This is a genomic window from Clostridium zeae, assembly GCF_017312485.1.
Classification (GTDB): Bacteria; Bacillota; Clostridia; order Clostridiales; family Clostridiaceae; genus Clostridium_AR; species Clostridium_AR zeae.
This window is the reverse complement of sequence record NZ_BMBA01000001.1, coordinates 33,172-48,788: the sequence shown is the minus strand read 5'-3', so window position 1 is coordinate 48,788 and position 15,617 is coordinate 33,172. Positions and strand designations below refer to the sequence as shown.

The window sequence follows — 15,617 nt, the reverse complement described above, 5'->3', positions numbered from 1 at the left end:
ATAAAAAGTCTTCCGAAATTTCACTAAGTAATATTATAGAAAAAACTTAGGATATGTTTAAGAATATTGTTAAAATAAAGTGGTTATGAAGGAGATGCTATATGAGCGAGCTATTAGAATTAAATGATTTTTTCAGATGGAATGGCGTTAAAAACTGTACTGTTCGAACGTAGTGAGTTTACAGTTTTAGCCATGGAATATGACAAAATCATATTAATTCTTTGCGTAGCTCATTAAAGCATCGGATGCATAACAACTTTATTTTAACACAGCGCTTTAATATCAATAAAATTCAAAAAGTGAGATATTCATTGTTATCTCACTTTAAAAATTTCTCAATTGCATTATTTAGTTTTACTAAGGCTTCTTCATCATCATTTTTAGCGGCATCAATAATGCAATGATTTATGTGATCTTGTAAAATTATTTTCCCTACATTATTTAAAGCAGATTTAACAGCAGCAATCTGAATTAATATTTCGCTGCAATCTTTTTCTTCAACACACATTCTTTTAATTGCCTCAGCATGACCAATTATCCTTGAAAGTCTATTTATTACTTGCTTTTGACTGGGATGATTGTGGTTATGATTTTCCATTTGCAGTTCTCCCTAAAACTTTAATAAGTATTATTTTCTTAAGATCTTAATCAAGCTTTATATCCTTCCAGCTTCCCTTTAAAAATCTTAATAGTATTATTATACCTCGTATGGTTATATCAAGGGAATAGGCTAGCCAAATTCCTATAAGACCAAATTTAAAGATAATTGCAAATATATATCCAAATACCACTCTTATGCCCCAAACCCCAATTAATGTTGAATACATTGGAAATTTTGTATCTCCTGCGCCTTGTAATGCACTTGCGATTACCATTGTAAGTGATAGAAAGGGTTGGAATAACGCTATTATTCTGAGGACTGAAACTACAAGACTCCGTATTTCCGTATTTACATTGAATAATTCTGCAAAATATGGTGCAAGAAAAAAGAATATAATTCCAACTGTACACATTAAAATTGTAGACAAAACGTTTGAAATCAATGCATATTTTCTTGCCATTTCTGGTTTTCCAGCTCCTAGATTATTCCCCACTAAGGTAGCGGCAGCAACCCCAAAACCCATAGCCGGTAAGTAAGAATAGCTTTCAATAGTACCAGCTACGTTATGAGCTACATAAGAAGAAGTACCCAATGTTATGATTACTCCTCCATAAACCAATTGACCAAATCTCATTATTAACTTTTCAATTCCAGCAGGAACACCTATGTTAAACACTGAAAATAATAGTTTTTTATCGATCTTCCAAAAATGATTTATTCTTAATCGTAGGACACTTTTTCCTAAATATAATTTATACATCAGCATTATTACAGCTAAAATTCTAGCAATTGTAGTAGCTAACCCACCACCAATTATACCTAATCCTTTAAAGTTACCAATACCAAATATCAAAATATAGTTCAGAAATATATTAATTAAGTTCGCTACAGCGGTAACTTTCATCGGTGTTTTTGTATCTCCGGCACCTCTCAATGCACTTGATAATATAAGCATTAAACCTAAAAAAACTATAGGCACAGCTACAATAATATAGTATGGTAGCGCATAAATTAGTACATCCGCTCTTGCACCTAGTAACATTAGTATTGGTTTTGCAAAAATAAAGCTAATAACTCCTATTATAAGACTAATTATAACTGTAAGTAATATTGATTGCTTGACAGCTTCAGAAGCTTTATCTATATTTTTCAAACCTACATTCCTCGAAACAACCGCAGTTGTACCAACTCCTACAGCTGTAAAAAAGGAAATATATATATTCATTATTAAGTTTGTAAGCCCAACTCCTGCGATAGCATTTGAATTAAGTTTTCCTGCAAAATAAGTATCAGTGGTTCCTAAAAAGACTTGCAGAATATTTTCTATAATTACAGGCATAGCAAGAGAAAGTACTACTTTTATAGCATTTTTATCAAAATATACTTTGATACTTTTATTTTCTTTAAATGCTATCATATAAACATCTCCCTATAATTAATATCCCCCATGGGGGGATAATTAAATTATAGTTTTTAAAATTTTTAATGTCAATGATGTACTCTTGATTCTCTTATAGGGAGCCCTGTTTGTTTTAAAAGTAAAATTCTGATGGAAGTAGTACCTCTTTAAGTTAATATATTTAAGACAATCTATATAGGGTTACTGGCTCAACTATTAATTTATACATGTTAAAAGTCATAGTTGCGTGATTTTTTAACAAGTATAAATTAAGTTTCGGCACAGGAACCCTGTAATAATAATTAAATTTAATTATTTATATGACTTTAATACTAAGGTAGCATTATGACCACCAAATCCAAAGGAATTAGTCAAAGCGTATTTAAGGTCAGCACTTATTCCTTCATTTGCAACATAGTTTAAATCACATTCTGGATCAGGAGTATTTAGGTTTACAGTTGGAGGAGCAAATCCTTCTTTTAATGCTTCTGCTGTTATAATAGCCTCTATTGCTCCAGTAGCACCAAGTAAATGTCCAGTCATTGATTTAGTTGAACTAACTAAAAGTTTGTAAGCATATTCACCAAAAACTGTTTTAATTGCAGAAGTTTCACACTTATCCCCTGCATTAGTAGAAGTTCCATGGGCATTTATGTATCCAACCTCTTGTGGAGTTATGCCTGCATCTTTAATAGCTCTTGCCATACATCTTGCAGCACCTTCTCCACCTTCTGATGGTGAAGTTATATGATATGCATCATTTGTACACCCATAGCCTATTACTTCTGCGATTATTTCTGCACCTCTATTTAATGCATGTTCAAGCTCTTCAAGTATTATTACACCTGCACCTTCTCCTAACACAAAACCGTCTCTTTCTACATCAAAGGGTCTGCTTGCAGAAGCTGGATCATGATTAGTGGTCATTGCTTTACTAGCACAAAATCCAGCTAAAGTAAGCCCAGTTATAGGCGCTTCAGATCCTCCTGTTATCATAATATCTGCATCATCTCTTTGAATTGCTTTGAAAGCATCTCCGATTGAATTTGTTGAAGTTGCACAAGCAGTTACAGTACATTCATTAAAGCCCTTTGCACCGTATTTTATCGCAACAAGTCCTGATGCCATATTAGGTATCATCATCGGAACTAAAAATGGACTTACTCTGTTTGGGCCTTTTTCTAAAAATACATTATACTGTGCTAAGGTAGTTTCTATCCCACCTATACCAGTACCAATTATTACTCCCATTCTTTCCTTTTCAATTTTATCTAAGTCAATTTTAGAATCTTCTATTGCCATTTTTGTTGCTGCAAGAGCAAACTGTGAAAATCTATCTGTTCTTTTTACTTCTTTTCTATCCATAAAATTATTTGGGTCAAAATCTTTTATCTCAGCGCCAACCTTTGTTGGCATTTCTGAAACATCTACCCTTTCAATCATGCTTATTCCACTTTTTCCTGATTTAATTCCTTCCCAAAAATTATCAAGCCCTACACCTACTGAAGTAACAACTCCCATGCCAGTAATAACTACTCTTCTATTCATAAAAAACCTCCTGAAATAGCTTTTTAAATATTTGCATATATTTACTTTTCATATTTTAGCGGATATAATAAATTGAACTTGTTATATATCACCTTTTGGTATTATTTTAATAGATTCACTTTTATTAAAATGAACAAATATTGCTTTTTGGTACAGAAACTTATAAAGAGAAAAGGTGTTAGAATATGAAAGATTTGAAAGAAGCTATCGTTTCTGCTATAGAATATATTGAAAAAAACCTTTATAAAAAAATCACTTTAGATGATCTTGCTGATTATACTGGAGTATCAAAATACTATCTTCATAGAATTTTTAAATCTCTAACTGGAGAGTCAATTATAGACTATGCTCAAAGTCGCAAACTTACATCTAGTATCAACGAACTTTTAAATACTAATATGAGAATTATCGATATAGCTCTGAATTACGGATTTGACTATGAACAGTCTTATATAAGAGCTTTTAAGAAGTTTTTCGGTCACACTCCTCTAAAACTTAGATCGGATAAGGTGTCCTTAAGCTTAATAATTAAAGAAAAAATTAATACAAATGATATTCTATCCTTTGAAAATTCCATTACCTATAATCCTCAATTTGTATTTAAACAAAAATTCAATCTAATAGGAATAAAACATAAAATATTAAGCAAATCTGGTGATAGAACTGCTAATGCTTTTGGGCGTGAATTTTTTTACAATCAAAAAAGAAAAATTAAAAACGTAGTCAATCCTGAAGTATACTTTGGTTATACTGATTGGAGCGAAAATGATAAAGGCATTATCTATTATATTCCAAGCACGCAAGTAAACAGTTTAGATGTTATTCCTGATGGAATGACTGGAATCTCCATTCCTAGTCATAAGTATGTAGTATTCAAATTTGTTGGGTTTTTTAGACCTGATGATATAAACGGAAGACATGTAGGTCGTATATTAGTGCAAATGTATTCTCGATGGATATTTAAATCTGGTTATAAATTTGCTGATACTTTTAGGTTCGAGTATATCGATAACTCCATGTCTAAGGATAACTACTGTGAGTTATATGTATATCAACCTATTATAGATATTTGATTTGTTAATTAAGATATACCACTTCAGTTCGAAATTATTTTCAAAACAAAGCACCCTCGACCACCAAAATGGTCGAGGGCTTTATTATTAAATAAATTTTATATTATTTAACCTTATCGTATTTCTATATTTTTAATAGAATATCCCCACTGTGTCGCAGGATCCTTACAATAAATCCTTACATACTTAGCCGAAGTCTTAGTAAAAGTTGTATCAACAGTGCTACCTAAGCCATTGGTCACGGTAGCCACAGTTTTCCAATTACTTTCAACCGTTGGATCAGTATTACATATTTGTAAATCATACCCCTTTGCATATGCTATATCCCAAAGAACCTTCACATCGCTTATATCATATGAATTAGCTAAATCTACATATACAAATTCAGGATGATTGTCTTTGTTAGCTACCCAATTTGAACTCCATCTGCTAACCAAATCTGCATCAGTTACGTTTTGTGCCCCTAATCCGTCCGCCTCATTTGATGAGGATACAGCTTTTTTATTAAGTGCTAAATTATCTCCATTGTTTACCGGTGCAGTACTCTTTACTAATGAGTTCACTGCATTAGTAAGGGTTTGCAAGGCTGCATTAACTGTGTCTTGTGTAGCTTTTAAATCAGCATTAACATTTTTTGCATTATTCAATGCATTTGTTAATACTGCCCAACTATCTGCTGTATAGTCAGTGGATTTTAAAGCACTTGCTTCGCTAATCTTAGCTGAAAGTGCTGTTTTGTCAGCTGCACCAAAAATGGATATATCTTTAATTGAATATCCCCATTGTGTTGCTGCATTTGTACAATAAATCCTTACATACCTTGCTGCAGTTGAATTGAACACTGATTCTCTTATTCCACCTGCTCCATCTGTTATTGTGGCAACTGTTGACCAGCTACTCTCAAGTTGTGGATTAGTAGAAGCTGTTTGAACTAGATATCCCTTCGCATACGCATCACTCCAGTTCACCTTAACATCTCCAACAAAATAAGGTTGTCCTAAATCAACATAAATATATTCAGGATGATTATCTGTATTAGAAGGCCAATTTGAACTCCATCTAGTATCTAAGCTTGTATCTGTAGTATATTGAGCTCCTAATCCATCTGCTTCATTTGAAGAAGATACTGCCACTTTGCCTGCAGCTATATTTGTATCAGCACCAGGAACTGATGTCTTTTTAACAAGCCCTTGAACTGCATTTCTTAAATTATTTAATTCAGTTATAACTTGATCATTAGTAGCAGCAACATTGTCGTTAACACTCTTTGCACTAGATAAAGCCGTGCTATAGGTCTTCCAAGAATCTGCTGTATAGTCATTAACATTAAGTGTATTATCATAATTTATCTCAGCCTTCAAAGCGGTTTTACTTACTGAATTTTTCACAAATGGATCTACTGAAACCATGGCTTTTGGTGCCACAGTAGTATATCCAACCTCACCTGAAGCATTTGCGAACTTAACAGTTATTGGACTGCTTGATGGGTTCCATACTAGTGCTGTGTAAGTTGTACCGTTTTTGTATATTGATGCGCCTTCACCATTTTGTGCCCATACATCATTAGTTCTTTGTCCAAGTGTAGCCATACTGTTAACAAACCAATAAGTATTATATGCTTCCTTTGTTTGTACCTGTGTAGGATTCCACTTACTAAGGACTGCTTTAGAATCACTTAATGACTCAATCGGCCATGTAATGTGCTTCCAATCTGGTTCTACATTGTTTGGATCCGGAGCTGCACCTTTGTTAGGGTCTGTACTCTTATTGTAGTCATTTATTATGTCATTTTTCATACCTTCATAAAGTCCTGCCGCTTTAGCTTTATCTATACCATAGTTTGTCAAGTATTCTGAAGTTGGTAACCAGTGTATTCCATATACATACACAGAATCTCCATTAAAGAAAGTTCCATAGAAATTAGTGCTACCATAAGCTTGTCCTATGGTCTTATGAGTATAATCCGAGATCCAGTTATCTCCATCATAGTTAAACCAGTATTGCTCTATTGATCTTAGCTCTGTTGTGAATCCATATATTCCAGCATCTCTATAAGTAGTATTTCCACTAACTTTTCCCCATAGATATTGGCCTACCCATCCAAATAAGGATTCTCCAGCAGCTTCTTGATTGTTACCATCCCAGTTGTCTGAATATCCACCTGCCCATGAATGACCTTCATATGGATCAAAATTTCTAAATTGAGGGAACATTGAATCTGTTCTTGATGGATTTACATAATCTCTAATCAATGTATCTACCATAGAACCATAATTTTTTAAGAAATCTTGGTCGTAAGTAGCTAGTACCGCTGATGCAAAAGTGAAGTATCCATAAGTAAAGTGATGATCAGTAATTCCTGTATTTGCCCCAAACTCACTATTCTTATATATTAAGGTTCCCCACTCTTTATTGTAATTGAAATAGTAACCTTCTGTTTCTCCTGGAGTATAAGTGTACCAATCTGTTAAAATAGTCTTTAATCTAGATATAAACTTATTTTTATATTCTGTAGCATTGATTTGATCAGCAATTAGAAGTCCCATTGCTAATGGATGTAGGTTTTTCCCTTCCCAATAAGCATCACCAGCCATATAATTTGTTGTCTCTTTATCAAGATTAGCAAGGTATTTTAAAAGTTCAGTACGAGAGTACTCAGAATTCAGTGGTTCTGTAAATTGTGGAACTATTCCATTAAACTTATCTACAGTATTAAAGGAATTCCCTTCATGTATCTTTAAAGTTCCTCTTACAGATGGATAACTTAATGTAGTCTTTGAATCACTGCTCGCTTTCCATTGTGCTGGAAGCATGCTCATTAAAGTTGTATTTGCAAGATCTGTACGTTTTAAAGATACATTATTAGTGAAAGTAGTAGTGACATTTGAACTTACTCCATCATAGTTGTACGTAGCCTTAGTATCAGTAACAAAGGCATAGGCATGCTTATAAAAATAATTTAAGTCACCAGCAGTAGGCATTGTGGCCATGGACAAGTAATTTTGACCTCCTCCTAGCTGCATTTTGATTTTAGAACCAACTCTTTTAAAGGTTGTTCCCTGTGGTGCAAATACTCCATAATATCTTTTTATAGTCTTAGGGGTTGGTGCACCATCAACATTAGTTACTTCTATACCTATATGATCCGTTACAATTGAAGCTTTATCATTTGCAAGAATACTATTGCCGTTGTCATCAAATATTTTTGAAACTACAGTTGAGTATATTTCAGGAGAATTAGAATCGCTAAATTCAGAAAAAACATATGGTGATCCCTTTACAAAAGTAGTTTTCATTTTAGCTGTATCATTATCGCTTAATACAACTGACGCTGAGTAATCCCCATATCCACTTATTTTACTGTTCATTTCTGGTGAATTTATATTATTTGCCATTAAGAACAAATCTATATTCTTTTCTGTTTGTACTGTTCTGTCTTGAAGCCATCCAGCACTTGGTGTTAAAAGTCCAAGACCTTCTTTTTGATACTTAGCTTTTAAGGGTAATGTTATTAGTGCATCCCCAAGATTTTTTATAAGAATTGATTGCCACCAATCATTTGAAGGCAACGGAGAGGTTAAATTACTAGCCTTTTCGAAAGGTTCTTTCGGTTGTGGGAATAAAGTTGGATCACTTACATAACTTCCACTTCCTACTGAGGTCACTGTAGATGCCGGTAAAGCAGGTATTGTATATACTGGCTTTGGATCACCTGTCACATAGTCATATACTCTAAATTCTCTTAATCCGAATTCATAAGTTGTGCCTCTTGTAATGCCATTCATCCTTACATATCTACCAGTAGCATAAAGAGGAACATTTTCTTCCCCACCTCTTCCATTGAGAGTCCTATAAATCTTTTTCCAGTTTGTTGCATCATCTGATACTTCAATATCGTATATTCTTGCAGGAGAATCCCAATTTAAAATTACTCTTCCAATTGTATGAGTTGCACCTAAGTCTACATATATCCATTGACCTTCATTAATCGGAGAACCCCAACGAGTATTCAGATCTCCATCTACTGCTTTTTTAGGATCTACTTCACCTGGCTTTATATACCAGTCTTCATGAGTTCCAGATGCCACTACATTTTTGTTAAGTGCTACATTTTGACCAAGTGGTGCTGTTGGTGGTTGATTCAATCCTCCTGTGCCAAAAACTTGAAATTCAAAGATTGAATAACCGTAAGCGGTTAAAGCTCTCTTTGTAAGATGTAATCGTACGTATCTCCCTTTACCAGTTACTTTAATATCTTCATTTCCACCAGTTCCATTGACTTCGTTATTAATTGTCTGCCAACTACTTTCATCATCACATACATCAATAGTAAAATCCTTTGCATAGGCCCCTTCCCAGTTAATCTTTACTTCAGTGATATTAGCTGACGCTCCTAAGTCAACATATAGCCACTGATCATCTTTTCCCCACTCTGATTCCCAGCGTGTAGTAGTATCACCATCTACCAGCTTATCAGTAGAACTACCTCCATTAGATGATGATGCGTAAACGGTCCTATTTTGCGAAAGCAGATATGAACTTCCAGTGTCTGCTGCTTTAACCGTTGTATTATTTATAAAAGATGTCTGAACTAAACTAAATGCCATACAAAAAGCTGTAAAGCAAGATAAACTTTTTCGGATTTTTCTTCTATTGATACTTTTATACTTAAACATTTCTCCACTCCTTTAAAATTATCCTTTTTATTTTGAATAGGTTTTCATAGCAGAAATCGGACTTAATCTAGATAATTTAAAAAATAGATTCCGGATTTAGATAGCTTATCTTTATATATAAAAGCTCCAAAATTAAACTATAATATTAGCTCTATCCTCCTTATCATCTCAATTTCAAACCCTAATTAATGAAATAACTAAATATCAGAATCAATGTATCTAATATTTGTATAATTGTGAAATTCTGCTATACATTGTAAATATTCGTATGTTATCAGAGATACTTTATAACCAAATTTAACTTTAAATTAAAATATTTGTTTTCAATATGAGACTTTTGTATCATATTTAATATAAAAATGTAGCTTTTGAATTTCTCTTCTTTTTACCTCATAAACTAATTTGGTCTATAAAAAATAAAAGACATAGGACTATTCCTATGTCTTTATAACAATAATTTACTCTGTATTCACTTAATTTCACAGAAATTACTTAAAGTTTTTTTACTTTAAATATTTCGCCAACACTTACAATTTTTATATTTAATACATCCGTTAAGGACTTCAAATTTCTAAGATTACTTATAAATTTGGAATTATTCCTTTTAACAACTAACTCAACTACCTCAATAATATCTCTTTTTTCACCTAAACTTAATCTAAGATCATGATTCATACACTCTTTATTTATATAAGTTAAAGTAGCCCAAAGCTGCTCTTCTGAGATTTTATTTACATCCATTATTACCCATGTGAAATCTTTTCTTCTATTATTTTCAGGATATGCTTCTTTGAAGAACTCTATAAAGTGATTTATTGGCTTTGGATCTTTATCAACAACATACTTTCCAAGTTGTGATTTTAGATTGTTTTTTAAATACATCATTGTGTTAGGTTTTATTTTTTCTTTTAATTCTTCTATCTTCCCATAAATATAACTATATGTATCTTGAATCTTTTCTGGATCCACTTCTAACTTTTTAAATATTCTAGTTATCTCAACATATTCAAGGATATTCTTCTTTGAATTTAACTCCTTGTTATATAACTTTTCCCATACCTCAACTGCAGTTAATTGTTCTAGTTCTTCTTTCGTTAATGTGAAATTATTTTCCATACTTACTCCTTAGCTTTTATTGTAATTACTTACATAATTTTATTCATGCACAGCTATGCTTTTCTAAATTAAAACATAACAATCGATCCTTTATCTTAATCTGTACATCTTTATTTATATATTGTAACACAAATTACCTTCAAAATTTCATATTTCTAACCTCAAGAGCTAATACTCTCAATGTATTTAAAATCCTCTTAACTCATACTCTAGTTCTGTTACAAAACTTTTTATAAATTCTATCTTCTTCATTAGTATTTTCTTTGCAGCTTGTGTTTGTAGTTTATCCAGTTCCTTGTAACAATAATTCAACTCATTTTCTTTTAAAATTTTGTATAGTTCATCAAAAAAATATGGAGTTTCTCTATTCAACTTATTAGAAGCCATGAAAATAGACATTGCTCCAATTTCATCTAGTAAATCTGCATCCTTAAGAATTGATGAAACCAAATCATCATCTTTTCTTCCCTTATTTGAATGATCTTTTATAATACTAATTAGTCTTTTTTTATCTTCAACTAATTCAGCGATATTTGGATTAAGCTCTAGCCAATGCTCTACGATTTCACCGCTTTTCTCTGCATGGTCACCTCTAGAAAATACTTTACCTAAATCATGTAAAATAGCTGTAACTTGAATTAGTTCTACATCGCCCGAAGATAACTCTATCTCATGATTATTTACTATTTCCTTTGCTATGGAGCAAACCCTATAGCAATGCAAAACAATATATTTAGAATCTCTTCTCCAAGGATGTGTAACTTCATATTCCACTACTTTGTCTTTCATAAATGTTTCTAAATAATTTTTCGCTTCTTCCACTAAGTTTATATTCATAAATAACTTCTTACTCCTTTCCATTAAAACTAATCCAATTACTAATTTTTAACTATAATACGAAAATGGAAATTAAGTTTCTAGATTATTATTTTTTATGTGTAAACCTTTCATAAGTAGATTTATTCTTTCTGAACCCAATAACATGGTAACTATATATATTAAAACAAAAAATGGCATAATACTAATTGAGGTTTTAGCCGCTATAAACCCTAAAAGTGGTGGCAAAAATGTAGCGCCAACATAACCGCAAGCCATTTGATACCCTATTATTTTTTGAGAATTTATTTTACCAAAGCGCACTGGAGTTTCATGAATCATGCATGGGAATATAGGAGCGAACCCTAACCCAACTAGCACAAAGCCAAAAAACGAAAGAAATTGTGGCAACGGTAATATCAATAAGAAAATACCGACTAAGGATATTATTTGTCCTAATCTAATTAAGGCTTTATTACTTAGTTTCATAGTAACAAATCCTGTAATAAATCTGCCTACAGTAATACCACCATAATATAAAGATACCCAGCTAGCAGCAGTTGCTGGTGAAAAGCCTTTTGTGTTTACAAGAAAACTGCTTCCCCATAATCCGATAGTTGATTCACCAGCACAGTAAAATAGAAAAGCTGCTAATGCAAACTTTACTCCGGGGAGTGTTACTACATTTCCCTCTCCTGTGTTGTGCTCAGAGTTTATTTCTGTATCAGATTCATTTCCATTAGCATCAATTTGGTCACTACTATTAACTCTCTCCTTTCCTACCTTCTCCCATAAAGGTAATGTGAAGAAAAGTAATAATACCAATGAAAACTGTATAAAAGAAACCGTCCTATATCCATATCTCCAGGAGCTATTCCCCCCAATGAATCTAGACATAATTATTGGACCTAAAGTAGCACCTACACCCCAAAAGCAATGTAACCAACTCATATGATGTGCTTTATAATGATTTGCGACATAATTATTTAATCCGGCATCTACTGATCCAGCACCAAGGCCCAATGGAATTGCTAAAATCATAAGCCAAATGAATGATGGCGAAAAAGAAAAGCCTAACAAAGCAACAGCTGTCATAAAACAACTAATTAGTGTTACCTTACCAGTTCCTAACTTCTTTAGAACAAAGCCACTAGCTAAACTTGATAAAATTGTTCCTCCAGCAATGGACATAGAAATAAGACCTGCAGACTGAAACTGTGCTCCAAGCTCAATATGCATAACTGGCCAAGCAACACCAAGCAATGAGTCTGGCAAGCCTAAACTAATAAAAGCAAAATAAATTATTATAAGAAAAAATGTAGCCAAAAATTATATCCCCCTCTGCTATTAAATGTATTTATACCCTTTAATTAATACTACCACAAAATAACAAATCATATTACCTTTAAAGGCAATTTTCTGAAACAGAAAAATAAAAAATTACTGAAGTGACTTTCTTCAGTAATTTTTTTGCGCATCTGCCTTTACGAATACATATGAGGAAAACATAGCAGGCGACATATTCTTCTTTTTTTATTATTTAAATCACATTATGCTTTAAGACGTTACTCATATTTAGCAACAGATATAATTGGGTTATAAATTCCTAAAGAATAAAAAAGCAGTAACATTTAAATCTATATAAATGTTACTGCTTTTTGCTAAAATACATCTACAATACTAAAATTTCTGTCTCTGCCACTTCAAACCCATTTACTAAAAGTGAAATCTTATGTTTTCCAGGATAGTGACGACGTGTGGTTAAATCAGACCAGCTGTGCTTTTTTGTGCCACTTACAAATGCACCACCAACTACAACCTTATCAGATATTAAAAAGGTTTTGCTCGAAGTTTTCCCGCTTGCTTTAACAAAATATATACGATATTCTATTCTTATCTTGGCATTTTGTCCTTCTCTTATAGATATTGAGTATGTAAATTCACTATTTTCCCCTATCCTTACCGTCTTAGGTTCTATAATTATCGAAGAATTTTCCACAAGCTTTTGTTCACCATGGACCTTTGTATAACCAAACAACTCCATTACATCAGGAACTGCTTTTTTTATTAATGTCCTACAGCCATGTCTAATAATCCAATCTGTATTGGAATTATCATTTTTCCAACGCTTCACAGTTTCTATAACTAAGAGAGGATTATCCTTAGAGATATCATTCAAGTTATTTGCTACGCTTTTTCTAACATACAAAGATGAATCTTTCTTTAATATTTCTAAAATTGATAATACAGGAGTTGGATCTTTTTTGAACATCGATAAAGCAATGCCCCATGGAAGTCTTGGTCTACAACCTTCACTTGCCAATCTTCTTATATGTTCATTATCACTTTTTGCCCATTGTTTCATCTCAGAAAGCATTCTTTCAGGATACTTTATCAAAAAATGCCTTACCGCAAATTCTGATGAGGATCTTATCGTAAACCGTTCCAATGCTTTAATTGATAATTCTAAATTTTGCTCATCTTGTCCAAAGACTTCTACGAAATCTGGGAAAAACAAATATGGGAAACCTACACATTCTTCATCTATAGAAAACATTATTTTAAGCGCTACCTCGTAACTTCTAGGCATGCATTCGCCAAGGCTTTCAGTTATTCTTCTCATTCTCTGTTTTAAAGCAAGTTCTTCCCAATCCTCTTTCAATACTTTTGAAACAAAAATTTCAATATTGAAATCTAAATATGACCGCTTGACTTTTTCTCCAAAATTCCTTAAAAAACTTTCGTTATATACATCCTTTAATAGTTCAGCCATAATTCAATATCCTTCCTTTTATACTTTTGACAATGTAGTTATATCAAATACATATCTTTTCATTAATTTATTTATCCCTCAGCTTTATTCTACAAGTTCTGCTAACCCTAAAATACTCAGATTATTTTACTATTTATAATATCCTTAAAGCTATAACCTTAAGTATATTATAAACATTGGAACATGACACTATTATGTCATGTTCCAATGTTTATAAGAATTAATTTTCAATGCTAGTTTTATTTTTTGTATTATTTTGGTAATTTGTTATTCACTTATTTTACAATAAATGGTATTATTATATATGTACTTAATTTATTTACAGTTTTTTGACAAGATAGGAGGACAAATATGCATAATACTAATTTAGTAAAAATAGTGAACCATTACAAAGAAGATCAACAATCTACCTACAATACTTGGTTTATTAGTAACGAAGTAAGGATAAAATCATTTCCTTCCGTAAAGAACGGAATTTTAGAACTTATTCAATCAACAAGAGATCATTCTTTTGGTAATAACTTCAAGGGATCACCTATAGAAGTTATTTTGGGATATATCACTGAGCAAAAAGAAATGTTTAAAGGAGCAGCGCATCCTTTCTATTGGAAGCCTAAATTAGGTATACCGGATATTTATGAAAATGAACAGAATAAGAAAATTTTTGCTGATTTTTTAGAAACTTGCTTATTATCATCTCGTGAAGATGAAATAATAGAAGAAATAGTAAAATTGGACAACCTTAAAATAAAGGGATTAGGACCTGCAGTAGCAAATATTCTATACTTTATACACCCTACAATCATACCTCCATTCAATACTGCAATAGTGAACGGATTTAATTTATTGTTTTCAGAAAATAAAAAATTAGGTTCTTGGACTGATTACCTTCAAATGCGTGAGATAATTTTAAAAACTAATTATTCAATTTTCCCTTTACTTGCAAAGGATTTAGGAGCAATCTCTGGCTTACTACATGATATAGGAACGGGTAAAATCAACATCGAATGTATCGAAATTGCATCATAGAAAATTCGCTGAAGCGTACCTCTTCAGCGAATTTTTTCACAATTTTATGAAATATACCTATCGTATAAGCTTAGAAAACTAAGTATTTTTTAAATATTTTTTATAAAACATATTATCCTGTTTACTTCCTGAAAGCCAATACTATTATGAAAATCAAAACTACATTTATTGTTTAACTCAATATCAGAAGCAAGCTGGCTGCATCCTTTTTCACAGCTCCACGCTTCTCCATATTCAACTAACTTTCTTGCAATACCTACACCTCTAAAACTTTCTTTAACATAAATGCCCTCAATAAAACCAGTTGGGCTAAAATTAGCTCCCTCAACATAATCATGTCTTAATGAAACATGAATAAATCCTACATATTGATCAAATTTTCTGCAAACAAAAAAAATATTATTATCTGAATCATCTAGTAGAACTAAGGTATCTCTTAACAAATTTTCTCTTTCATTATCTGGCCAAAGTTCCAATGCTAAATCAACCAAAGGATTAATTTTCTCATGATTCACTCTTTCAAAATTATATTCTTGAAAACTTTTGCTGTATTCCATAAATTCTCCCATTATAAAAAACTTATATT

At 32.1% G+C, this 15,617-nt stretch carries 11 protein-coding genes; 2 read left to right on the top strand and 9 right to left on the bottom strand.

What is annotated here, in order from left to right; all coding sequences use genetic code 11:
* Positions 1–319: 319 nt before the first annotated feature.
* From J3477_RS00175 to fabF, 3 genes are all read right to left on the bottom strand, one after another.
* Positions 320–598 carry a metal-sensing transcriptional repressor gene (locus J3477_RS00175; RefSeq protein WP_183277286.1) on the bottom strand — a complete coding sequence of 93 codons (279 nt, stop codon included), beginning with the start codon at positions 596–598 and terminating at the stop codon, positions 320–322.
* A 46-nt stretch (positions 599–644) separates the two neighbouring features.
* Positions 645–2,018, bottom strand: coding sequence for an MATE family efflux transporter (locus J3477_RS00170; RefSeq protein WP_206867551.1), 1,374 nt, complete (start codon positions 2,016–2,018; stop codon positions 645–647).
* A 294-nt stretch (positions 2,019–2,312) separates the two neighbouring features.
* Positions 2,313–3,548: a beta-ketoacyl-ACP synthase II gene (gene fabF / locus J3477_RS00165; RefSeq protein WP_206867550.1), complete on the bottom strand. Its 1,236-nt coding sequence runs from the start codon at positions 3,546–3,548 to the stop codon at positions 2,313–2,315.
* Between the two features lie 185 nt (positions 3,549–3,733).
* Here fabF and J3477_RS00160 point away from each other — a divergent pair, with 185 nt between their 5' ends.
* Positions 3,734–4,621, top strand: a complete 888-nt coding sequence (locus tag J3477_RS00160) for an AraC family transcriptional regulator (protein ID WP_206867549.1) — start codon at positions 3,734–3,736, stop codon at positions 4,619–4,621.
* A 113-nt stretch (positions 4,622–4,734) separates the two neighbouring features.
* Here the strand turns inward: J3477_RS00160 and J3477_RS00155 are convergent, their stop codons facing one another.
* The 5 genes from J3477_RS00155 to J3477_RS00135 form a co-directional block, all read right to left on the bottom strand.
* On the bottom strand, positions 4,735–9,297 hold the full coding sequence (locus J3477_RS00155; RefSeq protein WP_206867548.1) for a galactose-binding domain-containing protein: 4,563 nt from the start codon (positions 9,295–9,297) through the stop codon (positions 4,735–4,737).
* 492 nt (positions 9,298–9,789) lie between these two features.
* The gene (locus J3477_RS00150) at positions 9,790–10,413 is read right to left on the bottom strand and encodes a hypothetical protein (protein WP_206867547.1); all 624 of its coding nucleotides are present in this window, start codon (positions 10,411–10,413) and stop codon (positions 9,790–9,792) included.
* A 186-nt stretch (positions 10,414–10,599) separates the two neighbouring features.
* Positions 10,600–11,250 carry an HD domain-containing protein gene (locus J3477_RS00145; protein WP_206867546.1) on the bottom strand — a complete coding sequence of 217 codons (651 nt, stop codon included), beginning with the start codon at positions 11,248–11,250 and terminating at the stop codon, positions 10,600–10,602.
* 72 nt (positions 11,251–11,322) lie between these two features.
* Positions 11,323–12,555: an MFS transporter gene (locus J3477_RS00140; protein ID WP_206867545.1), complete on the bottom strand. Its 1,233-nt coding sequence runs from the start codon at positions 12,553–12,555 to the stop codon at positions 11,323–11,325.
* A gap of 346 nt (positions 12,556–12,901) precedes the next feature.
* Complete coding sequence (locus J3477_RS00135; RefSeq protein WP_206867544.1) at positions 12,902–14,002, bottom strand: DNA alkylation repair protein; 1,101 nt, start codon at positions 14,000–14,002, stop codon at positions 12,902–12,904.
* Positions 14,003–14,353: 351 nt separating this feature from the next.
* Here J3477_RS00135 and J3477_RS00130 point away from each other — a divergent pair, with 351 nt between their 5' ends.
* On the top strand, positions 14,354–15,031 hold the full coding sequence (locus tag J3477_RS00130; protein ID WP_206867543.1) for a hypothetical protein: 678 nt from the start codon (positions 14,354–14,356) through the stop codon (positions 15,029–15,031).
* Between the two features lie 89 nt (positions 15,032–15,120).
* Here the strand turns inward: J3477_RS00130 and aac(6') are convergent, their stop codons facing one another.
* Positions 15,121–15,588, bottom strand: a complete 468-nt coding sequence (aac(6'), locus tag J3477_RS00125) for an aminoglycoside 6'-N-acetyltransferase (RefSeq protein WP_206867542.1) — start codon at positions 15,586–15,588, stop codon at positions 15,121–15,123.
* Between the last annotated feature and the right edge of the window lie 29 nt (positions 15,589–15,617).